Here is a 22,915-nt window from a genome sequence, read left to right as displayed (position 1 = left end):
CAGCTACCCGTAAGAAGGCGACCGCCGACCAACTCCTGGCCGCCGCGATCGGCGCGGTCCCCGGCGGGGGTGAACGCCCAGGTCAGCAGGCCATGGTCGCCGCCATCGACCGAGCCGTCCAGGAGCGCGAGCATCTGCTCGTGCAGGCCGGCACGGGCACCGGGAAGAGCCTCGCCTACCTCACGCCCGCGCTGCTCGTCGACGGCCCGGTGGTCGTCTCCACGGCGACGCTCGCGCTGCAGAACCAGTTGGTCGAGCACGACCTGCCCCGGCTGGCCGCGGCGGTCGAGCCGGTCCTCGGCCGCCGCCCCACGTTCGCCGTGCTCAAGGGCCGGCACCACTACCTGTGTCTCGCCAAGATGGAACACGCCGACGAGAACGAGCCGACCGACACGCTCTTCGACGACGCGCCGCCCAAGACCACCCAGTGGCTCGGCGAGGCCGGCAAGCTCGGCAAGCAGATCCAGCGCCTGCACGCCTGGTCGGAAAAGACGAAGACCGGCGACCGCGACGAGCTCGACCCGGGCGTCGACGAGACGGCCTGGCGCCAGGTGTCCATGCCGGCCCGCGACTGCGTCGGCGCGCAGAAATGCCCGTACGGCGCCGAGTGCTTCGCCGAGGCCTCCCGCGTCCGCGCGCGCGAGGCCGACATCGTGGTCACCAACCACAGCCTGCTCGCCGTCGACATGCTCGCCGACCGGCACATCGTGCCCCCGCACAAGCTGCTCATCATCGACGAGGCGCACGAGCTGGCCGACCGCGTGTCCTCGGCCGCGCAGGACGAGTTGACCCCCGACGCGATCGAGCGCTCGTCCCGCCGCGCCAAGCCGTTCCTCCCGCCGGCCACGGCCGAGCAGCTGGCCGAGGCAGCCGACGCCCTCACGGTCGGCCTGGCCGATCAGCCGGCCGGCCGCTTGACCGGCGGCCTCCCCGACCTGTTGCGCCAGGCGGTCACGCTGCTGGAGGCGGGCACCCGGGCCGGCCTGACGGCCATCGGCGACATCAAGGCCGACGACCCCGACCCGGTCCGCAAGCAGCAGGCCAAGACCGCCCTCAGCGAGCTGTCGGAAACCGCCCAGCGGCTTCTGGAGGAGTCCGACTTCGACGTCGCCTGGGTGGAGAAATCCGACCTGGGCAGCGGCCGCCGGGCGCTGGTCGTCGCCCCGCTGTCGGTGGCCGGCACCCTGGCCCAGGGGCTCTACGCCGACCGCACGGTCGTCGCCACCTCAGCCACCCTGACGCTGGGCGGCCGCTTCGACACCGTGGCCCGCTCGCTCGGCCTGCCCGCGCCCACCCCCAGCGTCCCGTCCGCCCGCTCCGCGGTCGCCGAGACCGCCGCACCCGGCTCGCTGACCCCCGACGCCCCGCCGATGTCCGGCGACGGCTGGACGTCATTGGATGTCGGCTCCCCGTTCGACTACCCCAAGCAGGGCATCCTCTATGTCGCTGCGCACCTGCCCCGCCCGATGGCGTCCGGCCTGCCCGACCCGGCCGGCGAGGAACTGCTGAAGCTGGTCGAGGCGATCGGCGGCCGCACGCTCGGCCTGTTCTCCTCCCGCAAGGCCGCCACCCAGGCCGCCGAGCTACTGCGCGCCCGCACCGACCTGCCGATCCTGCTGCAGGGCGAGGAAGCGCTGCCGCTGCTGGTCCGCAAATTCCGCGAGCAGAAGGAAAGCTGCCTCTTCGGCGTGATGTCCCTCTGGCAGGGCGTCGACGTCCCCGGCGACGCCTGCCAACTGGTCGTGATCGACCGCCTGCCGTTCCCCCGCCCCGACGAGCCACTGGCCGCGGCCCGCTCGGCCGCCGTCGACGCCGCCGGCGGTTCCGGCTTCGCCTCGGTCAGCGTCCCGATCGCCGCGATCCGCCTGGCCCAGGGCGTCGGCCGGCTGATCCGCTCCACCGGCGACAAGGGCGTGGTCGCGGTGCTCGACTCCCGCCTGGAGACGGCCCGGGGTTACGGCGCCTTCCTGCGCAAGTCACTCCCCCCGTTCTGGTACACGACGAGGCCGGAGGTCGCGCTGGGCGCCCTGCAGCGCCTGGGCAAGAGCTGATGCTGCAGATCGCCTGCGTCTTCCTGGTCGACCCGACCGGCGCCCTGCTGATGCAACTGCGCGACGACCGGGCCCCGCACTTCCCGAACATGTGGGGCCCGCCGGGCGGCGCGGTCGAGGAGGGCGAGACCCCGCTTGCGGCAGCGCTCCGCGAGCTGTGGGAGGAAACCGCACTGCGCCCGTCGGCCGAGCTGCGCCTGTTCACGCGCCAGGAGGTCCCGGCCACCAACCGCGTGAAGCACTACTTCTACGGCCCCACCACGGCGAAACAGTCCGACGTGGTCCTGGGCGAGGGCGCCGCCATGCTCTTCATCCCCGCCGCCGAGGCCCCGAACCGCCCCCTGACCCCAGGCACCGCCGAAACCCTCGCCCACTTCCTGACCTCCCCCGAATACGCCCAGCTCACGACCAGGTAGAGCTCGGGTATTGCCGCCGTTGTATTTTGTCTGACAGAATTGGGCTCGTGGCTCAGCAGCGATACAAGTAGGCAGCCTCAGCTAGCAAGCACAGCATCAGCCGGCCACAGATCAAGCATGTCGTCGAGCACTGCGGACTGCCGTTCGTGCTTGCTCCGGAACCACCGGACAGGCCGTTCGAACGGCTGTTGTTTCTGGGCGATGATCAAGACGGCACAGCGCTGGAAGTCATGGCGGTCGAGCTTCTGGATGACAGCATCTACGTCATCCACGCCATGGAACTGCGACCCCGATACAACAAGCGGTACAGGGAGGCGAAGGCATGGCGGATGTAAAGACGAGTTCAGAGATCCCGGCCACGACCGCTCCGGCGAAGAGGGCGACCAAGAAGGTCACCAAGGCACCGAAGGTCCGCCAGAAACGGACCAAGGATGGCACGGCGTTTACTCCAGAAATGGAGGCCGCACTGCTTGCCGAGGCAGAGGCCGGTTACGACCCCGAGAAGCTCGTACCGCGAAAGTCCGCGGGACGGCCTTCGTTGTCCGCTGGCGGCGGAACCTCGCATCGGATCAACGTGCGCGTGGACGACGAGATCTACGACGTACTCCAGCGAGTGGCTCGCGACTCCGGCCGACGTCCGAGTGAGCTCGTCCGGGAAGTGCTGCAGGCCGCTTACGGGCCGAAGTCGCAGCGGTGAGGTGCCGGCCGTTTTGTACAGGCGGCACCTCACCGTTGGGGTTCTAGATCGACCACCAGACTGTGGTGTCCGGGGGGAGGACGGCGGTGCCGTTTTGCACCGTTACCGGGGCGCTCGCCAGCAGCACCTGGCCGGGGGCCGCCAGCTGGATCGGGTCGGGGCTCATGTTGACCGTGCAGCTGACGGCGCTGCCGCGGTCGAAGGCGAGCACGCCGGCCGGCGCGTCGCGCCAGGTCAGTGGGTCGGTGGCGGTCAGGAGCTTGCGGCGCAGGGTCAGGGCGTCGCGGTACATGGTCAGGGTGGAGCCGGCCACGCCGTCCTGGGCGGCCACGCTCAGCTCGGCCCACGAGTCGGGCTGGGGCAGCCAGCTCGGGCCGCCCTCGGGGCCGAAACCGTACGGGGCCACGGTGCCCGACCACGGGATCGGGACCCGGCAGCCGTCGCGGTAACCGTCCTGGCCGGTGGCCCGGTGGAAGGCCGGGTCCTGGCGGGCCGACGGCGGCAGGTCGATCACCTCCGGCAGGCCGAGCTCCTCGCCCTGGTAGAGGTAGGCGGAACCGGGCAGCGCCAGCAGCAGCAGCGACGCGGCGCGGGCCCGGCGCAGGCCGGCCACCGGGTCGACCTCGGTGGGCTTCTTGCCGGCCACCTCGCCGGAATTGTTCTGCAGCAGGCGGTTGGTGTGCCGGACCACGTCGTGGTTCGACAGGGTCCAGGTGGTGGGGGCGCCGACGGCGCTCATCGCGGCCAGTGAGTCGTCGATCATGGCGCGCTGGGCGGCGGGCTCCCAGCCGGTGGCCAGGTAGCTGAAGTTGAACGCCTGGTGCAGCTCGTCCGGGCGGACGTAGTTGGCCACCCGCGCCAGGGTCGGCGCCCACGCCTCGGCGACCGCGATCCGCTCGCCGGGGTATTCGTCGAGGATGGCCCGCCAGCTGCGGTAGATGTCGTGCACGCCGTCGCGGTCGAAGCACGGGCTCTCGCCGACGTCGAGCAGGTGCCAGGTCGCCTCGTGGCCGATGTCGGGCAGGCCGGTCTCCTTGACCAGGCCGTGCGCCACGTCGATGCGGAAGCCGTCGACGCCGAGGTCGAGCCAGAAGCGCAGGATGGTGCGGAACTCGTCGGCCACGGCCGGGTGGTCCCAGTTGAAGTCGGGCTGCTCGGAGGCGAACAGGTGGAGGTACCACTGGCCGTCCTCGACCTGGGTCCAGGCGGGGCCACCGAAGATCGAAGGCCAGTCGTTCGGCGGAAGCTCGCCCTGAGAACCGCGGCCGTCGCGGAAGTGGTATCGCGAACGCAGCGGCGAGCCGGGTCCCTCGGCCAGTGCCTGCTGGAACCAGACGTGCTGGTCGGAGGAGTGGTTGGGGACCAGGTCGACGATCACGCGCAGGCCGAGCTCGTGCGCGTCGGCGACCAGTTCGCGGGCGTCGTCGACGGTGCCGAAGATCGGGTCCACCGTGCGGTAGTCGGCGACGTCGTAGCCGGCGTCGGCCTGCGGGGAGAGATAGAAGGGGGACAGCCACACCGCGTCGACGCCGAGGTCGCGCAGGTACGGCAGGCGACTCCGGATGCCCGGGAGGTCACCGATGCCGTCGCCGTTCAGGTCGGCGAAGCTGCGGGGATAGATCTGATAAATGACAGCGTCGCGCCACCATGATCCGGAAGACATGAATCAGCACGGTATCAGGTTACTAACTCGTGTTACATCAGCGGTTTGACCGCAGAATCGCGGACGATGAGGGTGGTGCCGAGCAGCTGATGGGGGTGCTGGTCCTCCCCCCGGACGGCGGAGATGAGGAACGATGCGGCACTTCTGCCCTTGGTGACTATGGGCTGCCGCACAGTGGTGAGCCGCGGCCGGAACCAGGCCGACTCGGCCAGGTCGTCGAAACCGGTCACCGACACCTCCTCGGGAACGCGCAGGCCCAGCTCCTGCAGGGCGTCCACGGCGCCGTAGGCGAGCACGTCGGAGAGCGCCATGATCGCGGTCGGCCGCTCGGCGCGGGACATCAGCTCCTTGGTGGCGCGGTAGCCGTCGACCCGGGTCACCGGCACCTCGGCCAGCGCCACGTCGGCCATGGCCAGCCCGGACGCGGCGAGAGCGTCCTCGATGCCGCTCATCCGGCGGCCCAACGGGCCGCGATAACCCCGGGTGGCGACGTCCGGTCCGGGGTCGATGGAGAGTACGGCGATCCGACGGTGACCGAGTTCGAGCAGGTAGGTCATCACTTCCCGGGCGCCACCCCGGTCATCCACCTCGACGCTCGGCGCGTTCTCGTAGCGATCCGAGTCGATCAGCACGAACGGGATGTCCCGGCGCACCAGTTCGACCACCTCGGCGCCCTCGGTCTCCAGGCCACAGACGATGAAGCCGTCCACCGCCGCGTACGGGATCGCCTTGAGCACCGAGTCCTGCAACGGCGGGGTGAGCAGCAGGGTGTAGCCCTCCTGGTCGCAGATCTGCCCGACGCCCATCAGGAACCGGGCGTAGTACGGATTCTCCAGGATCTGCGCCAGCCGCTGCGGCAGCAGCACGCCGATCGACTGGGTGGTGCCGGCCTGCAGCATCCGGGCCAGCGTGTTCGGCGTGTAGCCCAGCTCGGTGGCCACGGCGAGGATCCGCTCGCGGGTGGCCGCCGAGATGCGCTGCGGGTTGTTGAACGCGAACGAGACGGCGGACCGGGAAACACCCGCGGCCGCGGCCACATCGCTCGAAGTCGGCTTGCCGCCGACCTTTCTCGGAGGCATGTGGACCACTTTAGTCAGTAGGCGACGCCGATCTCATCACGGATCGTGTCCAGCAGGCCCATGATCTCCAGCGTGGTGGCGTGCGGGACCAGCGGGCTCTCCAACTCGCCGGCCAGGATGCAGCGCTGCACCTCGGCCGCTTCGAACTGGTAGCCGTTGCCCTCGAACGGGAAGTCGAACGTCTCCGGGTCGTGGCCGGGGCGGTTCAGCACGAACGTACGCGGCACGAAGAAGCCCGGCGGGAGGTCGATCCGGCCGTCGGTGCCGGTGATCGACGCGGCGTTCCGGCTCTCGCCGTTGATGCTGCAGGTCAGGGCCGCGATCGCACCGGGCTGCCAGCCGAGCAGGATGCCGGTGTTCTCGTCCACGCCCTCCGGCGTCAGGTGCGCCCACGCCTGCACCGAGGTGGGCGCGCCCATGATCAGGTGAGCCAGGTTGATCGGGTAGACGCCGAGGTCGAGCAGCGCGCCGCCACCCAGTTGCGGGTTGCGCAGCCGGTGCTCGGGCTCGAACGGGCCCTGCAGGCCGAAGTCGGCGTGGATCGTGCTGACCCAGCCGATCGCGCCCTCGTCGACCAGCTCGGCGATCTTGCGGACGGCCGGGTTCAGCCGCATCCACATCGCTTCCATCAGGAACACGTCGTTGGCGTGCGCCGCCTGCACCAGTTCGGCGGCCGACGCCAGGTCCAGCGTGATCGGCTTCTCCACCAGGACGGATTTGCCGGCCGCCATGCAGAGCAGCGCGGCCGCGTGGTGCTGCGCGTGCGGGGTGGCGATGTAGACGACGTCGACCTCGGGGTCGGCGGCGAGATCGGCGTAGGAGCCGTGCGCGCGGGCGAAGCCGTGTTCCTTGGCGAACGCGGCCGCGGTCTCGGCCGACCGGGAGCCGACGGCGGCGAGCTCGGCCCCCTCCACCAGCGGCAGGTCCTTGGCGAACTGGGCGGCGATCCCGCCGAGCCCGATGATGCCCCAGCGCACCTTATGAGCGGTCATGATCGCCAGGTTATCGCCTGTCCGGTCCGCGGTGGCAGGATCGAGAGGTGACTGACGCAACCCCGAGCACACAGACCTTTTCGCTTCCCGAGGCGCTGGTCCGGCGGGCGCGCGAGTTCCGCGGCGAGCCGGCCACCCCGCGCCCCGCGGCCACCGTCGTTCTCTTGCGCCCTTCCGGCGACAATTTCGAGGTGTACGTCTTGAAGCGTGCCGCCACGATGGTCTTCGGCGGGCTGTACGCGTTTCCCGGCGGCGGTGTCGACCCGACGGACCAGCCCGAGACGATCCGGGCCGACTGGTCCGACCGCCTCGGCGTCCCCGACGAGCAGGCCCGCGCCATCGTCGGCGCCGCCGCCCGCGAACTGTTCGAGGAGGCCGGCGTCCTGCTGGCCGGCCCGCTCGACGAACCGGACCGAACGGTCAGCGACGGCTCAATGGGTGGCAAGGTCACGCATGGCAGGGAGTTGGCCGACGAACAGGTGGTCGGCGACGTCAGTGCGGCGGACTGGGAAGCGGACCGGGCCGCCATCGCCGGCCGCGAGCTGACCCTGACCGAGGTGCTCGAGCGCCGTGGGCTGCGGCTTCGTGACGATCTGCTGTTTCCCTGGGCGCGCTGGATCACGCCGGAGTTCGAGCCCAAGCGGTTCGACACCTGGTTCTTCGTCGCTCTCCTGCCGGAAGGTCAGACGGCGCGCGACGTGTCCGGTGAGAGTGAGGTCGCCACGTGGGCCCGCCCGGAAGCAGCCGAGGAGCTTCCCATGCTCCCGCCGACTCGCTCCACACTCGACTCCATCACGCCGTATCGAAAAATTGCCGAAGTGATCGCGGCCGCAAGCCGCCGTGATGCCGCAACCCCGGTGATGCCGCGTGTGGTCTTCGCCGAAAACGGAAGCGCCCTGCTGCACATGGAGTGAGCAGGGCGCTGGAAGGATGGCCTTCAGTCCGCTCAAGGAGGCGGCGGGGCCGGCGGAGGTGGCTTAGCCGAAGCGGCCGGTGATGTAGTCCTCGGTCTTCTTCTGGGTCGGGTTGCTGAAGATCTTCTGGGTGTCGTCGTACTCGATCAGGCGGCCGGGGTCGCCCGTCTTGTCGATCGAGAAGAAGCCGGTCTTGTCGCTGACCCGGGCGGCCTGCTGCATGTTGTGCGTGACGATGATGATCGTGAAGCGGTCCTTCAGCTTGAACATCAGGTCCTCGATCGCCAGCGTCGAGATCGGGTCGAGCGCCGAACAGGGCTCGTCCATCAGCACGACCTGCGGCTCGACCGCGATGGTGCGGGCGATGCAGAGGCGCTGCTGCTGACCGCCGGAGAGGCCGGCGCCGGGCCGGTTGAGGCGGTCCTTGACCTCGTTCCACAGGTTCGCCGACTTGAGCGACTGCTCGGCCGCGTCGTCCAGGACCGACTTCTTCTTGACGCCGTTGAGCTTCAGGCCGGCCACGACGTTCTCGTAGATCGACATCGTCGGGAACGGGTTGGGCCGCTGGAAGACCATGCCGATCAGGCGACGGACCGCGGTGACGTCGACGTCCGCGTCGTAGATGTTCTGCTCGTCGATGGTCAGCCGGCCCTCGATGCGGGCGCCCGGCAGCACCTCGTGCATGCGGTTGACCGACCGGAGGAACGTGGACTTGCCACAGCCGGACGGGCCGATCAGGGCGGTGATCGTCTTCGGCTCGACGGTCATCGAGATGCTGTCGATCGCCTTGAACGAGCCGTAGTAGGAGGAGACGTTGCTCGCCTCGATGCGCTTGGCCATGGGGTTACCTCTTAACGGGACAGACTGTTGCGACGGGCGAGCATCTTGGCGGCGATCGTCAGGATCAGCACGATCGCGACCAGGGTCAACGCGGCCGTCCAGGCACGCGCCGGGGCATACTTCGAAGCGTCCCCGGCCTGCTGGTAGACGAAGAGAGCCAGCGAGGACTGGTTGCCGGTGAACGGGTCGAAGTTGATCGCGGCAGCGCCGCCGGCGACCAGCAGAACCGGGGCCGTCTCGCCGGCCGCGCGGGCGATGGCGAGCATGACGCCGGTGACGATGCCGGGCAGTGCGGTCGGCACGACGATCTTGAGGATCGTCTTCCACTGCGGAACGCCGAGGGCGTAGGCGCCCTCCCGCAGGGGGCCGGGGACCAGCCGCAACATCTCCTCGGTGGAACGCACGATGGTCGGCAGCATCAGCACCGACAACGCCAGTGACGCGGCGAAACCGGAGAAGCGCGGCTGCCCGCCGTTGAACCACGGGCTCACGATGAGCACCCAGAACGACAGGATGAACAGACCGGCCACGATGGACGGGACACCGGTCATCACGTCGACGAAGAAGCGGACCGTGGTGGCGAACGCGCCCCGGCCGTACTCCACCAGGTAGATCGCGCCGAGCACGCCGAGCGGCACCGCGATCAGGGCGGCGATGCCGACCTGCTCGAGGGTGCCGATGATCGCGTGGTAGGCGCCGCCGTTCGCGTCGCGGGCGCCGATGTTGTTCATCGAGGAGCCGAAGAAGTCGCCGTCGAGCCGGCCGGCGCCCTTGGACACCAGGGTCCAGACCACGCTCGCGAGCGGCAAGATCGCCAGCACACAGGCCGAATAGATCAGCGACTGCCAGGCGCGGTTGCGGGCGGCCCGGCGGCCCTCGACCCGGCTGGCCGCGACGAGCAGGCCGACCAGGTAGAAGATCCAGCCCAGCGCGATGACCAGCACCCAGTTGCCGATGCCGAGACCGAGCACGACCACGGCGGCGACCACGAACGCCCCGACCAGGACGCCGAGGTTGACCGCGATCGGCAGCTTCTTGGTGCGGATGTTGTCCGCCGTCATCACGACGCCGGAAAGCTCTTTGTCCAGAAGACTCATGCGGCACTGTCCCGGAACTCGCGGCGGCGGTAGATGATCGCCCGGGCCGCCATGTTGACCACCAGGGTGATGGCGAACAGCACCAGGCCGGAGGCGATCAGAGCGCCACGGCCGGTGTCGTTGGCCTCGCCGAAGGTGTTGGCGATGTTGGCGGCGATCGAGTTACCGCCGACCTGGATCAGGTTGAACGAGATGCTGAAGACCGTGCCGAGGGTCAGCGCCAGGGCGATGGTCTCGCCGAGCGCGCGGCCGAGGCCGAGCATCACGGCGGCGAGCACGCCGGGCTTGCCGTAGGGCAGCACGGCGGTGCGGATCATCTCCCACTTGGTGGCGCCCAGAGCCAGGGCCGCCTCCTCGTTCATCGCCGGCGTCTGCTGGAAGACCTCGCGGGACAGCGACGTGACGATCGGCAGCACCATGATCGCCAGCACCAGGGAGCCGAGCAGGATCGAGCGGCCGAACGGGCCGTCGCCACCGAAGAGCGGGATCCAGCTGAAGTACTTGTTGAGCCAGACCGAGAAGTCCTGCACCGGCACCGAGAACACGTCCCGGCCCCACAGGCCGAAGACGACACTCGGCACCGCGGCGAGCAGGTCGATGACGAAGCCGAGCGGGTTCGCCAGCCGCTTAGGGGCGTAGTGCGAGAGGAACAGCGCGATTCCCAGCGCGATGGGAACGGCGACGATCAACGCGATGACCGAGGAGAGCAGGGTGCCGAACGCGAGCGCCGCGATGCCGAACTTCGGCTGGGCGTCGTTCGGGAACCACGCCTCGGAGGTGAGGAAGCTGGCCGTGTTGTCCTTCAGCGCCGGGATGGCCTTCGAGATCAGGAAGATCGCGATGGCCACGATGATCACCAGGACCATGGCGCCGGCGCCGACGGACAGGCTGCGGAAGCCGGTCTCCATCGAGAAGCGGGACTTCTTGGGAAGGGCGCCACCGCCGCCGATCGGGGGTTCTTCGTAGCTACTCGGCGAAACGCCGTTGCCGGCGGGCCGGGCGTGACGTCCTGTCACACCCGAGCCGCCGGCGGTGGCGTCCGTCGAGCTGGAGGGGTAGTCACCCATCTGCTCGCTCGCTGTCGTCTCGGAGGGAATTAAGTCCGCTGAGGGCGCAGCGTCAGCTGATGGCGGCGACCGAAGCCGCAACCTTCGTCTGGAGCGACGCGGGGAGCGGCGCGTAGCCCAGGTCGCTCAGAGCCGACTGGCCGGCGCTGCTCGACGTGTACTTCAGGAAGGCCTTGATGTCGGCCGCCTTCGAGGAGCCCTTCTCGCAGGCGATCTCGTAGGTGACCAGCACGATCGGGTACGCACCAGCGGTGGTGGTGGCGTAGTCGATGCTCAGGCTGAGGTCGTTGCCGGTGCCGGTGACCTTGGCGCCCTCGATGGTCTTGCCGGCGCTCTCACCGGTCAGCTCGGTGAACTCACCGGCGCCGTTCTTGATCTTCGCCTTGGCCAGGTCGCTGTTCTCCGCGAAGGAGAGCTCCACGTAGCTGATGGTGCCGGGGGTGCTCTTCACCAGGGTCGCGATGCCGTCCGAACCCTTGGCGCCGGTGCCGCCCGGAGCCTTCCACGCCTTGGCGTTGCTGTAGGTCCAGTCAGCCTCGGCGGTCTTGCTCAGGTACTTGGTGAAGTTGTCGGTGGTGCCCGACTCGTCCGAGCGGTGCACGGCCTGGATCGCGATCGACGGCAGCTTGGCCCCGGCGTTCAGCGCGGCGATGGCCGGGTCGTCCCACTTGGTAATCTTGCCGGAGAAGATCTTGGCAAGGGTCGAGGCGTCCAGCTGAAGGCCGGTAACGCCATCGGCGTTGTAGACGACCGAGATCGGGCCGACCACCATCGGAAGGTTGATCGCCGCACCGGTCGCGCACTTGGCGTCGGCCTTGGTCTTGTCGTCGTCCTTGAGGGCCGAGTCGGAACCGGCGAAGTCGGCAGTGCCCGAGATGAAGGCCTGGATGCCGGCGCCGGAGCCAGTGCCCTGGTAGTCGACCTTCGCGGCCGAGCACTGGGCGTTGTACTTCTTGATCCACTCGTCCATGGCGTTCTTCTGCGCCGTCGAACCCTGCGCCGTAAGGCTGCCGGTCCCACAGTCAGCGGCCGATGCGGAGTTGGAGCTCCCGCTCGGCTCCGTGGTGTTGTCCGACCCGCACGCAGCGAGCGCGAGCGTTGCAGTCAAAGCAATACCGGCGAGGTAACCGGACCGCTGGAGCTTCACGATTTTCCTTTCGGGGTGAGGTGCACATACCGATCTCTCATCGGCACACCCCGAAAGCTAGGAGGACGAGGTAGCCGGTTTCCCCGGGCCAAATGAACGCACGGTGAACACGTACGCACCTCAAGTTTGCTTTCTCCTGAGCCCGAGTTGTCCGTTCCGTGAACCCGGTGACTGAAGTCCGAAAAATCCTACATTTTCCGGTGGGGTTTACCGCCCTGAGATCCCGCAGTGTCCGTCCCGTGACGCATGGGACTGGGCAATTCGGCCAGATAGCTGCATGATGCAGGTATGGGAATTCGGGCTGTGTTTGCCGCCACGCACCGGGCATAGGTTCTCACCATGGGATTCGAGCTCGGCACCGACGGCCCCGGCGCGATCGTGGTCGGCGTCGATGGCTCCCCCACCTCGATGCGCGCCGCCGCGTACGCCGCCGGCCTGGCCCGGCGCCAGCGCACCCACCTGATCGCGGTCTACGCCCGCACCACCCCCACCACGCTGCTGACCATCGCCGACCACAGCGGACTGGCGGTGAACGCGGTCATCGAGGCCCAGGACGAGCTGGAACGCCAGCTGCGCGCCGAGATCAACGGCTGGGGCGCGGATTCCGAGGTGATCGCCCGCCAGGGCGACCCACTGACGGTCCTGGCCGAGGTGGCCAAGGAGACCAGGGCCGACGCTCTGATCGTGGGCTCGTCGGCGGGCTTCGGCCACCGGATAGCCGGCTCCCTGGCGATCCGCCTCGTCCGCTACGGCAAGTGGCCGGTGACGGTGGTCCCTTAGCGCTGGTAGTTCACGTCCGTCTGGTAGACCGTGAAGCCCAGCTTGCGGTAGAGCGCGACCGCCGCCGGGTTGTCCTCGTCGACGTAGAGGAGTGCCTCGGTCAGGCCGGCGTCGGCCAGGTGGCGCAGGCCGGCGACGCTCAGGGCGGCGCCCAGGCCACGGCGGTGGCCGCCCGGGTCCACGCCCAGGACGTAGATCTCGCCCAGCGCCGGGTCGTCGTCCGACGGTGGGTGGACCTTGGTCCAGTGGAAGCCGACCAGAGTGTCCTCGATGTCCACTGCCAGCAGGAAGCCGGCCGGGTCGAACCACGGCTCGGCCTCGCGCAGGCGCAGGTCGTCGATGGTCCAGCGGCCCTGCTCGGGGTGGTGGGCGAAGGCTCGCGCGTTGACCGCCAGCCAGGCCTCTTCGTCGTTGCCGACGCTGAACGGGCGGATCGTCACGCCCTCGGGCAGCACGGACTCGGCGGTGAAGTCGGTCAGGGAGCGGCGCATCTGCCAGAGAACGCGCGACCGGGCAAATCCGTTTTTTTCGGCAAAAGCTTGGGCATTGTCGCCATGGGACCAGAAGGCCAGCGGGCCGTCGCCGGCCGCGGACAGCAACGCGGCGCCGTGACCCTGGCGACGGAACGACGGGGCGACGACCAGCTCGCCCGAGCCGGTCTCGTCGATGAACGCGTAACCGGCAAGGTCGGCGCCGGAATAGGACAGCAGGTGGCGGCCGCCACCGTTGCGGACACGCAGGACGACACCTTCGGACAGAGGGAAGACTCCGTCCGACTGAGACGCCGCGGTGGCCAACGCCAGAACGTCGGCCACCTCGGCGTCACTCAACCGGTCAACCGACCGGATCGTCGTCATGAAGGGGAACTCAGACCGGCAGCGAGACCGGCTCGTTGTCCGGCAGCTGGCGGCCGTTGGGCGGCGTGACGAACTTGTAGCCGACCTGGCGCACGGTGCCGATCATCGACTCGTGCTCGACGCCGAGCTTGGCGCGCAGGCGACGCACGTGGACGTCGACCGTGCGAGTGCCACCGAAGTAGTCGTAACCCCAGACCTCGCGCAGCAGCTGGTCGCGGGTGAAGACCCGGCCGGGGTGCTGCGCCAGGAACTTGAGCAGCTCGAACTCCTTGTAGGTGAGGTCGAGCGGGCGGCCCTTGAGCTTGGCCGCGTAGGTGTCGGGGTCGATGTTGAGCTCGCCGGCCCGGATCGAACCGCCGGCGCCGGCGGTCGCGTTGTTGAGCCGGCCGACGCCCAGGCGCAGGCGGGCCTCGACCTCGGCGGGACCAGCGCTGGCCAGGATGACGTCGTCGACGCCCCAGTCAGCGTTGAGTGCGATCAGGCCGGCCTCGGTGACGACCGCGACGAGCGGGACGCCGATGCCGGTCGCGTGCAGCATGCGGCACGTGGCGCGAGCCTCGGAAAGCTCGGAGCGAGCGTCCACCAGAACGGCGTCGGGGCTGGGCCCGGACACCAGGGTGCGAACGTCGCGAGGGGCGGTGCGTACGGAGTGGGGAAGCAGATCCAGCGCGGGCAGCACGGCAGATGGTTCGCCGGCACGTGCTGTCACCAACAGAAGGATTTCCACACTCACCTCCGTCCTTGCGGCACAAACGCCGCTAAGGGTGACCCGGTCTGCGGCGAAAATGGACCGCTCCCGGAGGACTGTTTCCCCGGCGTCACCGACGGGTGGGCTGGCGTTACCTTAACCGATGCATCGGCTTGAACGCCCCGGTCGTGTGAGCAAGTGATGTAGTGAACGCTCGTAAGGTGACCGAACGGCTGATTCGTAACCAGCCTTTTACCCGAGCGCAGCGTCCAGAGCGCGTGACGAAACCTCGGTTGGGTCTGGCACGATCGCATGCGTGTTCCCCTCCATGCCGAAGGAAGAGTCCTGGGACGACGACGCCTCCCGGGAGATCGCACGTTCCGGTCAGGGGCGCGCTCTCCTGGGCGCCGACCCTGATTCGCCGAAGCGCTCGTCCGACCCGGACGAGGCGGACGAGGAGGAGTTCGAGGAGATCCAGGTCGTCCCGGTCCGGCGGCAGTTGTCGCTGGCGATCGCGGGCTTCGCCGCGCTGCTCGGCCTCGGTCTCGCCCTGGGCGCGCAGACGTCCGCCCCCGATTACCGCTGGCCGTTCACGATCGTCCTCTTCGGGGTGCAACTGCTCTACCTGCTCGCCTGGATCATGGCGCTGCATCCACCGGCGGTGTGGACGACGGCCGGTGTCTGTGTGGTGGTCGCGGTGGCGGCCGACTATTTCGCGACGACCAGCGAGCCCGCGGGGCTGCTGTCACTGTTCCTGGTCGCGGCGGGCGGCATCGTGGCGGCGCTGGTCGGGCAGGTGTTCAAGGCCATCGACCGCAAGCGGGTCACCGACTCGTGGCGGACGACCTCGGTGATCGTGCTCGGCGTCGTGGCGTACGCGATCCCGGTTCTCCTCACCCGGCAGGCCGTCGGCACCCAGACGATCGTGGTCTGCGCCGCCGGTGCGGGTGTGGCCCTGCTGGTCGCCCGCACGGCCGACGCGGTCTTCCCGAAGCCACGGATCGCCCCGCAGGTGCCGCGGGGTGCGACCGGGGTGGTGCTGGGCGCCATGCTCGGCACGCTCGCCTCGGCCGCACTGGGCAGCGTGCTGGTGCTGCCGTTCACGCCGGCCAAGGGCGCGGTGATCGGCCTGATCGCCGCCGTGATTGCCAGCCTGGTCGACCTGGCGGTCAACTTCGGCGAGGCCGGCCGGCGGCTGGCCGGCGACGCTCCGACGCTGTGGCTGGCCCGGCACATGCAGGGCCCGCTGGGCGCGTTCGCCCTCATGGCACCGGCGGCGTACGCCCTGGCGCATTGGTATCTGTCGTAGTGGCATGACCGCCTGCACCGAGCGGCACCCAGCCGCACCGGACGACGGCATCGCAGGCGAGGGCCAGAAGGGCATACCTAAGAAGGCTCGGTTTCGGGCAACTCTGGATCTGGGCATGTACGGTCCACCACAGTCGAGGTTGGGGAGTGCTGGTGGGCGAGGTCTACGGCGACGAGCGAGTCCGGCCGCGACGACGGTGGGGACGGCGCCTGTTGATCACCTTTATCGTTCTGCTGCTGATCCTCGGGGGCATCGCGGCGGTGGTCGACCGCGTCGGCAAGAACTACGCCGAGCGGATGATCAGCGACAAGGTGGCCGAGCAGGTCGCCAATCAGAAGGCGACCAGCGAGAAGCCGGACGTCACGATCGAGGGCTTCCCGTTCGTCACCCAGGTGGTCCGCGGTCACTACGACGAGATCAAGATCGGGCTGACGAACCTCTCCGGCTCGGCGGGCTCGGTGGCCAACAACAAGACGGTCACCATCAAGTTCCTTGACGTACGCGCCAAGGACGTGACCGCGCCGATCGAGACGATCCGCTCCGGCAACGGCAACATCGTGGCCGGCACCGTGACCGGCGCCGGCACGATCGACTACGCGCAACTCGTTAAGCTGGTCAATCAACCGGGCGTGAAGCTGACCGCCAAGGACGGCAAGCTGACCGGCTCGGCGCCGGTGCAGGTGCTCGGCCAGACCCTCAACGTGACCGGCACGGCGGAGCTGACCGTGAAGTCCGGCAACGTGGTTCAGGTGCGTTTCAGCAATGTGTCGGCCGAGGGTCTGCCGGACAACCCGATCGTCAAGGGGCTCGTCAACTCGTACGTCAACAAGCTTGCTTTTGATCTTCGAGTTCCGGCGCTGCCGCTCAAACTCACCGTTCAGAAGGTCGAGCCGGAGGCCGACGGGCTCAAGGTGACGGCCGGCGCGTCCGACGTCGCCCTCAATTCGAGTGGTCTGTGACACCCGACTCGTTCCCGGATGGTGGTCGAGTCTGTTCCGGGGTCTGGAACCGCTGGTAGGGTCGTTTTCCATGAGCCCCTTGCTCACGAAGAGGCGCGCGATCGACCTGTGTCGCGTGGCCGCGTGCCTGTGTTGCCCTGTCATCTGACGGGGCCACTAGTGCTGAGCAAGTCCTGAAGCTCGTTTTCGAGCCCGGCAGTGGCGCCGTCGCACAGCCCGAGATCCCACCAAGTTCCGATGGGTCCCGCGCGGGGTGCGACCAAATCCCTGTGCGCTGACTCTCCCCCAATCTCTCACCATCAAAGGGAGTAGAACGATGAGTCGCGACACCGCACTCGTCTCGGCCGACTGGGCCGAGAAGAACCTCGACGCACCGGGCATCGTCTTCGTCGAGGTCGACGAGGACACCACCGCTTACGACGGTGGCCACATCCCGGGCGCTGTAAAGATCGACTGGAAGCAGGACCTGCAGGACCCGGTCCGGCGTGACTTCGTCAACCAGGAGCAGTTCTCGGCCCTGCTTTCCGGGCGCGGCATCGGCAACGACGACAAGGTCGTGCTCTACGGCGGCAACAACAACTGGTTCGCCGCGTACGCGTACTGGTACTTCAAGCTCTACGGCCACCGCGACGTCGTGCTGCTCGACGGCGGCCGCAAGAAGTGGGAGCTCGAGGCCCGTCCGTATTCGAAGGACGTGCCGTCGCGCGCCAAGACCAGCTACCAGGCCGCCGCGCCCGACCTGTCGATCCGCGCGTTCCGCGACGAGGTAGTGGCCGCCATCGGCGTGCAGAACCTGGTCGACGTGCGCAGCCCCGACGAGTTCGCGGGTCGCCTGCTCGCCCCGGCGCACCTGCCGCAGGAGCAGTCGCAGCGGGCCGGCCACATCCCCACGGCGCTCAGCGTGCCGTGGAGCAAGGCCGCCAACGAGGACGGCACGTTCAAGTCGGACGACGAGCTCACCAAGATCTACGGCGACGCCGGCCTCGACGGCAGCAAGGACACCATCGCGTACTGCCGGATCGGCGAGCGCTCCTCGCACACCTGGTTCGTGCTCAAGGAGCTCCTCGGCCAGCAGAACGTGAAGAACTACGACGGTTCCTGGACCGAGTACGGCTCGCTCATCGGCGTGCCGATCGCCCTCGGCGACGAACCCGGAAAGGCGTGACCATGACGTCTCCGTCCAACATCGCGGCCGGTTGCGCCGCCCCCGACCAGTCCGCTCCCCTCCCCGCGAGCGTCGACCTGGAGAAGGAAACCGTCATCACCGGCATCGTGAACAACGCCGACGGTGACGCCGTCGGCGGCGCTTACGTTCGCCTGCTCGACGGCTCCGGCGAGTTCACCGCCGAGGTCGTCACCTCGCCCGAGGGCGTGTTCCGCTTCTTCGCCGCGCCGGGTTCGTGGACCCTGCGGGCGCTGAGCCGGGCCGGCAACGGTGAGGTGATCGTCGACGCCACCCGTGGCGTCAACGAGGTCGCGATCGCGGTGGCCGCGGCCTAGCCCACGCTCTGTAGCAGTCTCAGGAGGGGGCGGGACCCGATCGGGTCTCGCCCCCGACGACTATCGCGGACGCCGGCACCTCGGGACGGGTGCGGGCCAGCCGCCGGATGCCGGTGTTCAGCACCGCGATCAGCGGCACCGCCACCAGCGCGCCGATGATCCCGGCGAGAGTGGCGCCGCAGGCAATCCCGATGATCACCACGAGCGGATGGATGGCCACCGCCCGGCCCATGATCAACGGCTGGAGCAGGTGACCCTCGACCTGCTGCACCAGGATCACCGCGCCCAGCACCACCAGCGAGATCACCCAGCCCTGGTCGACCAGCGCGACCAGCACCGCCACCGCGCCCGACACACCCGCGCCGACGATCGGGATGAACGCGCCCAGGAACACCAGCGCGGCCAGCGGGAACGGGAATGGGACCTTCAGGATCACCAGGGCGATGCCGACGCCGAGCGCGTCGATGAACGCCACCAGCACCGTGGCCCGCACGTACGAGCTCAGCGTCGCCCACGACGCGTCGCCCGCATCGGCCAGTGACCAGCGCGCGTTCAGCGGGAACAGCCGCACGATGAAGCGCCAGATCTTGCGGCCGTCACGCAGGAAGAAGAACGTCGAGAACAGCACCAGCAGCATGCCGGTGACCACCTCGAACAGGGTCGCCGCGGTGGCGATGCCGGTCGAGGTCAGCTGGGAGGTGTGCGAGTTGACCCAGTCCTGCGCCTGGTCGATCGCCTTGTTGACCTGATCGTCGGAGAGGTGCAGCGGGCCGTTGCGCGCCCAGTCCTGGATCTGCCGCACGCCGTCGCTGGTCTTCGCGGTCAGCTCGGGCACGCCGTCGATGAACTGGCTGATCACCAGGGTCAGGGTGCCGGCGACCGCGCCGAGGCCACAGATCAGCACCAGGAAGGTGGCCAGCGACCGGGGCAGCCGCAGCTTGAGCAGCCAGGTCACGGCCGGCGTCAGCAGCGCCGACAGCAGCAGGGCGATCGCCAGCGGGACCACCACGATGCTGACGATGGCGACGAAGTGCAGCAGCGCCCAGCCGACCACGCCCACCACGATCAGGCGCCAGCTCCAGGCCGCGGCCAGCCGCAGCGAGTGCGGCACCTCGGCGTCGTCCCGGCTGTTCGTCGAGTCGTGCACCACCTCGGGTTCGCGTGGCGGTGGCACGAAGTCGTCGTCGATGCTCGGCCCTTCCGCGACCACCTCGTCGGCCCGGGCCTGGCGCACCGACGCACGGCCCGAGTCGTAAGCCTTGCGCAAGTTGTTGCGGACACGCTGCAAGCGGCTCAACCGGCTAACCCCCTCGCCGTAGCGGCACCATCGCGGCACGTGTGTCCACCGTAGTAGTCGATCGCCGCACGCTTCCCTCCGGCACCGTCGTGTCCGGCACCGGGTAGCGTCAGCATCCGTGAGCACGGACACCCGTACCGAGGCCGGACTGCCGATCCGGATGTTGCATGATCGAGTGCTGGTTCGTCAGGACGGCGGGGAAGGCGAGCGACTGTCCTCGTCCGGCATCGTGATCCCCGCGACCGCTTCGGTGGGTCGTCGGCTGTCCTGGGCCACCGCGGTGGGCATCGGCCCCAACGTCCGCTCGATCGTGGTCGGCGACCGGGTCCTCTTCGACCCCGACGAGCGCGCCGAGGTCGAGCTGCACGGCCGCGATTACGTCCTGCTGCGCGAGCGCGACGTGCATGCGGTCGCGGCCCGCCGGATCGACTCCGACGGCACCGGCCTCTACCTCTGAATTGTCAATCCTGGCGGGGCGCGCCGGGCGGCTCCGGTTGCGGTGGCTGCCACACCGGCTGCGCTTGCGGGGGTACGGGCTGGGCCGGCGCCGGATAGCCCGGCTGCGCGTAGTAGCCGCCATTGGCAGGCTGGCCATAGGCGGGCTGACCATAAGAGGGCTGACCGTAGGCGGGCTGACCGTAAGCGGGCTGACCGTAAGCGGGCTGGCCGTAAGCGGGCTGGCCGTAAGCGGGCTGACCGTAGGCCGGCTGGCCGTAGGCCGGGGCCGGTGCGAACGGCGGCGGGCCGTAGGGACTCGGGCTGCCGTAACCGCCCCACGGCTGGTAGGCCGGCGCGAATCGGATCGGCACCGGGACCACCGGGCTCTCGGGCGGCGCGACCGTCCTGGTCACCCCGTCCGGGAACATCATCTGGTAGTTCAGGCCGTCCCAGAACGCCCGGGGCGCGCTCGGATCCTTCGCGGTGAACGCCGTCCGGTAGCTCTGGAGGTCGGTGAGCAGGCGCTGCTCCTCGGTCGAGGACCGGTGCTGGTCGGTCGCCGTGGTGTGCAGGCCACGCTGCATGCCGTCGCGCAGCAGGGCGAGCTGGGTCGCGGCGAACTGGAAGTCACGCATCGCCTTGGCGCCCACCGGACCGGCCACCCGCTTGGCCCACTGCCGGGCCGAGTGCCGGCGGCCGAGGCTGCCCAGCGCCGCCACCTCGGGCGGTGAGAACCAGCCCGACCGCACGTACATCGGCAGGATCCGCTCGGTGAGCCGGCCCTCCCAGGAGCGCAGCGCGATGGCGAAGCCGACCACGGCGAAGAACAGCGGAACCATGAAGCCGAGATAGCCGTACAGCATGATCAGCGGTTGGGAAAGGCTGACCGACAGCGTCGGCAGCAGGTTGAACGTGCCGTGCAGGATCATCGCCAGCAGCAGGCCGGCGATCGGCGCCAGCCAGCGCACCCGGCGGTCGCCGGAGCGGGCCGCGATGCCCAGGCCGATGCCGGTCATCGAGGTGAACAGCGGGTGCGCGAACGCGCTGAACAGGATGCGCACGATGAAGATCAGCAGGAGGTTCTGCAGGCCGGTGGCCGGGCCGTACTCCTCGACGCCCGACGCGTAGCCGTGCCCGCCCAGGTAGAGGACGTTTTCCACCATGGCGAAGCCGAGCGCGGACATGCCGCAGTAGACGATGCCGTCGGTGATGCCGGACCACTCGCTGCGGCGGCGCCAGCTCAGCAGGATCGGGCCGAGAGCCTTCATCGACTCCTCGATGAACGGGGCCACCAGGACCGCCACCAGGGCGTCCGGCAGGCCCATCTTCTCGAACCACATCGAGGTCAGCGTGTTGACCGCCAGCGCCACGCCGGTGGCGATCGCGGCGCCCCAGACGAAGCAGAAGGCCAGGTAGCGGATCGGCTCGGGCTCGTAGCGGTCGAGCCACAGGAAGCTGGCGACCAGCAGCGGGACCGGCAGGAACGCGGCGATCAGGCCCAGGGTGAGGCCGACGATGCCGATCTGCACGCCCAGGTAGAGCAGCATGCCGATGGCGGCCAGCCCGAGAACGCTGATCAGGCTCGCCAGCGGCAGCCAGCGCCGCCAGCCCGCCTTGCGCACGGGCACGTCGTGCGCGACGACGGACAGCGCCGGGTTTTCCGCGAACGACAGTGCCTGGCTGTCGGCAATCGGCAGCGCCCCGTTTTCGGCGACCGGCAGCGCCGGTTTGTCGGCAACTGGCAGCGCGGGGTTGTCGGCGACCGGCAGCGGCCGGTTTTCGGCGACCGGCACGACGTCGGGCGAGGGCGGCGGCGAGTATGCCACGGCGTAGGGGTCGGGCGGCCCGCCCGGCGAAACGTCGGCCATGGGAGCAAGCCTAGTCACCCGGGCGAGGACGGGGCGGCCCCGCAGCCCCGGCCGGACTCCGAAACAGGCGCTGAACCAGGTCAGACGTGCCCAGGCGCCGGTGGGCGGCGGCCGGGACGGCGAGCCCGCGGGCGATTGTGCCAGCCGGCCGCGCGCCGGACCAGGCGGGGCGCCTCGGCGAGATCGACCCCGGCCGCCCGCAACAGGTCGGTCGCGGTGCTGCGGATCTGGGCTACGACCACCCCACCGGAGAAGCCGACCCCCTCGTCGTACGCCTTGGCCGCCTCGGTGACCGCGCGCAGGGCCCGCTCCCGCGCCGCGATCGGCTCCGCGCCCTTGGCCCACTCCCCGCGCAGCAGGTCGACCGCGTCGCCGAGCAGCCCGATCGCGGTGGCCAGCACCTCGGGCAGCTTCTCCTCGTCGCCGAGCGCGGTGCCGACCCGCCGGATCAGCACCCGGACGTTCCGCAGCGCATAGGTGACCTGGCTGGCGCCGTCGACGTACTGGGCGAGGGCGCCGCGGCTGCGCCATCGGGCCGGGGCGAACGCGACGTTCTCCCGGGCCGCGGTGACCGCCGCGGAGAACGCGGCGAACGCGGTCTCGGCGGCACGCAGCCGGGCCAGGGCCAGGTCGGCCCCTTCCGGGTCGCGGGCCGCCACCGCCGTGCCGATCTCGCGCAGGCCCTCGGCGAGCGCCCGCAGCGCCGGGTCGGCGGCCCGTTTCACCACGCTGAGCGGGTTGAGCGGCAGCAGCACGGTCATCACGATCAGGCCCACGCCCCCGCCGACCAGCGCGTCGAAGAACCTGGTCCAGGGCAGGCCGGTGGTGCTGGTCAGGGTGGCCACCAGCACCGCGGAGGAGGCGGACTGCACCACCAACGGGGTGCCGCCGCCGACCGCGGTGGCGACCAGGACGGCGAGCAGCACGACCAGGCCGATCTGCCACGGGCCGGTGCCGATCAGCAGGATCAGCGCGTCGCCGATGCCGATGCCGATCGCCACCCCGACGACCAGCTCGATCGTGCGGCGGGCCCGCTGGCCGACCGAGGAGGCCAGGGTGATCACCGCGGCGATCGGCGCGAAGAACGGCGTCTGCCGGCCGATCAGATCGTGCGCGACGAACCAGGCGATGCCCGCGGCGACACCGGCCTGCACGGCCAGCATCAGACCGCCCCGCACCCGGTGCAGCCCGGCGGACACGCCGGTGCGGGACCGGGTGGTGAGCCGGGCCAGTGCGGACGTCATGTTGATGACCCT

The 22,915-nt window shown here is 69.5% G+C and carries 24 protein-coding genes; 11 read left to right on the top strand and 13 right to left on the bottom strand.

Annotated features, from left to right (window positions below):
- Positions 1 to 92 precede the first annotated feature (92 nt).
- Entirely contained in the window at positions 93 to 2,051 is a 1,959-nt protein-coding gene (locus AB0E90_RS18145; protein WP_360406591.1) for an ATP-dependent DNA helicase, read from the top strand.
- Positions 2,051 to 2,467, top strand: coding sequence for an NUDIX domain-containing protein (locus tag AB0E90_RS18140; RefSeq protein ID WP_360406203.1), 417 nt, complete (start codon positions 2,051 to 2,053; stop codon positions 2,465 to 2,467). The genes AB0E90_RS18145 and AB0E90_RS18140 overlap by 1 nt, the downstream gene beginning before the upstream one ends.
- A 77-nt stretch (positions 2,468 to 2,544) precedes the next feature.
- Here the strand turns inward: AB0E90_RS18140 and AB0E90_RS18135 are convergent, their stop codons facing one another.
- On the bottom strand, positions 2,545 to 2,739 hold the full coding sequence (locus AB0E90_RS18135; RefSeq protein ID WP_360406200.1) for a hypothetical protein: 195 nt from the start codon (positions 2,737 to 2,739) through the stop codon (positions 2,545 to 2,547).
- Between the two features lie 50 nt (positions 2,740 to 2,789).
- On the opposite strand from AB0E90_RS18135, the gene AB0E90_RS18130 reads away from it, so the two are divergent.
- Positions 2,790 to 3,164, top strand: coding sequence for a ribbon-helix-helix domain-containing protein (locus AB0E90_RS18130; RefSeq protein ID WP_360406197.1), 375 nt, complete (start codon positions 2,790 to 2,792; stop codon positions 3,162 to 3,164).
- Between the two features lie 43 nt (positions 3,165 to 3,207).
- Here AB0E90_RS18130 and AB0E90_RS18125 read toward each other — a convergent pair whose 3' ends face one another.
- The 3 genes from AB0E90_RS18125 to AB0E90_RS18115 are packed head-to-tail and all read right to left on the bottom strand — an operon-like array spanning position 3,208 to position 6,898.
- Complete coding sequence (locus tag AB0E90_RS18125; protein ID WP_360406194.1) at positions 3,208 to 4,827, bottom strand: glycoside hydrolase family 13 protein; 1,620 nt, start codon at positions 4,825 to 4,827, stop codon at positions 3,208 to 3,210.
- A 32-nt stretch (positions 4,828 to 4,859) separates the two neighbouring features.
- Entirely contained in the window at positions 4,860 to 5,906 is a 1,047-nt protein-coding gene (locus AB0E90_RS18120) for a LacI family DNA-binding transcriptional regulator (protein ID WP_360406191.1), read from the bottom strand.
- Positions 5,907 to 5,920: 14 nt separating this feature from the next.
- Positions 5,921 to 6,898 (bottom strand): Gfo/Idh/MocA family oxidoreductase, encoded by a 978-nt coding sequence (locus tag AB0E90_RS18115; RefSeq protein WP_360406188.1) that lies wholly within the window; start codon positions 6,896 to 6,898, stop codon positions 5,921 to 5,923.
- Positions 6,899 to 6,945: 47 nt separating this feature from the next.
- Here AB0E90_RS18115 and AB0E90_RS18110 point away from each other — a divergent pair, with 47 nt between their 5' ends.
- Positions 6,946 to 7,812, top strand: a complete 867-nt coding sequence (locus AB0E90_RS18110; RefSeq protein ID WP_360406185.1) for an NUDIX domain-containing protein — start codon at positions 6,946 to 6,948, stop codon at positions 7,810 to 7,812.
- A 63-nt stretch (positions 7,813 to 7,875) separates the two neighbouring features.
- On the opposite strand, the gene pstB is transcribed toward AB0E90_RS18110, so the two are convergent.
- Genes pstB through pstS form a run of 4 tightly spaced genes read right to left on the bottom strand, consistent with a single transcriptional unit; the run spans position 7,876 to position 11,963 of the window.
- The gene (gene pstB / locus AB0E90_RS18105; protein ID WP_360406182.1) at positions 7,876 to 8,652 is read right to left on the bottom strand and encodes a phosphate ABC transporter ATP-binding protein PstB; all 777 of its coding nucleotides are present in this window, start codon (positions 8,650 to 8,652) and stop codon (positions 7,876 to 7,878) included.
- A gap of 11 nt (positions 8,653 to 8,663) precedes the next feature.
- Positions 8,664 to 9,749: a phosphate ABC transporter permease PstA gene (gene pstA / locus AB0E90_RS18100; RefSeq protein ID WP_360406179.1), complete on the bottom strand. Its 1,086-nt coding sequence runs from the start codon at positions 9,747 to 9,749 to the stop codon at positions 8,664 to 8,666.
- Positions 9,746 to 10,816: a phosphate ABC transporter permease subunit PstC gene (gene pstC / locus AB0E90_RS18095; protein WP_360406176.1), complete on the bottom strand. Its 1,071-nt coding sequence runs from the start codon at positions 10,814 to 10,816 to the stop codon at positions 9,746 to 9,748. Before pstC ends, pstA begins: the two co-directional genes overlap by 4 nt.
- 52 nt (positions 10,817 to 10,868) lie before the next feature.
- Positions 10,869 to 11,963 (bottom strand): phosphate ABC transporter substrate-binding protein PstS, encoded by a 1,095-nt coding sequence (pstS, locus tag AB0E90_RS18090; RefSeq protein WP_360406173.1) that lies wholly within the window; start codon positions 11,961 to 11,963, stop codon positions 10,869 to 10,871.
- Positions 11,964 to 12,302: 339 nt separating this feature from the next.
- Between pstS and AB0E90_RS18085 the strand changes: the two genes are divergently transcribed.
- Positions 12,303 to 12,743 carry a universal stress protein gene (locus AB0E90_RS18085; RefSeq protein ID WP_360406170.1) on the top strand — a complete coding sequence of 147 codons (441 nt, stop codon included), beginning with the start codon at positions 12,303 to 12,305 and terminating at the stop codon, positions 12,741 to 12,743.
- Here AB0E90_RS18085 and mshD read toward each other — a convergent pair.
- Both mshD and AB0E90_RS18075 read right to left on the bottom strand, forming a co-directional pair.
- A complete protein-coding gene (gene mshD / locus AB0E90_RS18080) occupies positions 12,740 to 13,600 on the bottom strand; it encodes a mycothiol synthase (protein ID WP_360406167.1) in 861 nt (286 codons plus the stop codon). The two genes, AB0E90_RS18085 and mshD, sit on opposite strands and share 4 nt — an antisense overlap.
- Positions 13,601 to 13,610: 10 nt before the next feature.
- Entirely contained in the window at positions 13,611 to 14,327 is a 717-nt protein-coding gene (locus AB0E90_RS18075) for a response regulator transcription factor (RefSeq protein WP_360406164.1), read from the bottom strand.
- A gap of 277 nt (positions 14,328 to 14,604) precedes the next feature.
- On the opposite strand from AB0E90_RS18075, the gene AB0E90_RS18070 reads away from it, so the two are divergent.
- From AB0E90_RS18070 to AB0E90_RS18050, 5 genes are all read left to right on the top strand, one after another.
- Positions 14,605 to 15,597: a hypothetical protein gene (locus tag AB0E90_RS18070; RefSeq protein WP_360406161.1), complete on the top strand. Its 993-nt coding sequence runs from the start codon at positions 14,605 to 14,607 to the stop codon at positions 15,595 to 15,597.
- A gap of 152 nt (positions 15,598 to 15,749) precedes the next feature.
- Complete coding sequence (locus tag AB0E90_RS18065) at positions 15,750 to 16,556, top strand: DUF2993 domain-containing protein (protein ID WP_360406158.1); 807 nt, start codon at positions 15,750 to 15,752, stop codon at positions 16,554 to 16,556.
- 70 nt (positions 16,557 to 16,626) lie between these two features.
- Positions 16,627 to 16,704: an Ms5788A family Cys-rich leader peptide gene (locus AB0E90_RS18060; protein WP_360406588.1), complete on the top strand. Its 78-nt coding sequence runs from the start codon at positions 16,627 to 16,629 to the stop codon at positions 16,702 to 16,704.
- A gap of 168 nt (positions 16,705 to 16,872) precedes the next feature.
- A complete protein-coding gene (locus AB0E90_RS18055; RefSeq protein ID WP_360406155.1) occupies positions 16,873 to 17,721 on the top strand; it encodes a sulfurtransferase in 849 nt (282 codons plus the stop codon).
- Between the two features lie 2 nt (positions 17,722 to 17,723).
- A complete protein-coding gene (locus AB0E90_RS18050) occupies positions 17,724 to 18,056 on the top strand; it encodes a DUF1416 domain-containing protein (protein ID WP_360406153.1) in 333 nt (110 codons plus the stop codon).
- 19 nt (positions 18,057 to 18,075) lie between these two features.
- Here the strand turns inward: AB0E90_RS18050 and AB0E90_RS18045 are convergent, their stop codons facing one another.
- Positions 18,076 to 19,353 carry an AI-2E family transporter gene (locus AB0E90_RS18045; RefSeq protein WP_360406150.1) on the bottom strand — a complete coding sequence of 426 codons (1,278 nt, stop codon included), beginning with the start codon at positions 19,351 to 19,353 and terminating at the stop codon, positions 18,076 to 18,078.
- Positions 19,354 to 19,513: 160 nt separating this feature from the next.
- Between AB0E90_RS18045 and AB0E90_RS18040 the strand changes: the two genes are divergently transcribed.
- Entirely contained in the window at positions 19,514 to 19,810 is a 297-nt protein-coding gene (locus AB0E90_RS18040) for a co-chaperone GroES (protein WP_360406585.1), read from the top strand.
- A gap of 4 nt (positions 19,811 to 19,814) precedes the next feature.
- Here the strand turns inward: AB0E90_RS18040 and AB0E90_RS18035 are convergent, their stop codons facing one another.
- Positions 19,815 to 21,659: a PrsW family intramembrane metalloprotease gene (locus AB0E90_RS18035; RefSeq protein WP_360406147.1), complete on the bottom strand. Its 1,845-nt coding sequence runs from the start codon at positions 21,657 to 21,659 to the stop codon at positions 19,815 to 19,817.
- Positions 21,660 to 21,739: 80 nt separating this feature from the next.
- Positions 21,740 to 22,903, bottom strand: coding sequence for an FUSC family protein (locus AB0E90_RS18030; RefSeq protein WP_360406144.1), 1,164 nt, complete (start codon positions 22,901 to 22,903; stop codon positions 21,740 to 21,742).
- Between the last annotated feature and the right edge of the window lie 12 nt (positions 22,904 to 22,915).

The organism is Actinoplanes sp. NPDC026619, assembly GCF_040638295.1.
Lineage (GTDB): Bacteria > Actinomycetota > Actinomycetes > Mycobacteriales > Micromonosporaceae > Actinoplanes.
Note: the sequence above shows the minus strand (reverse complement) of the source record. Positions and strands in the feature narration are given on the sequence as shown.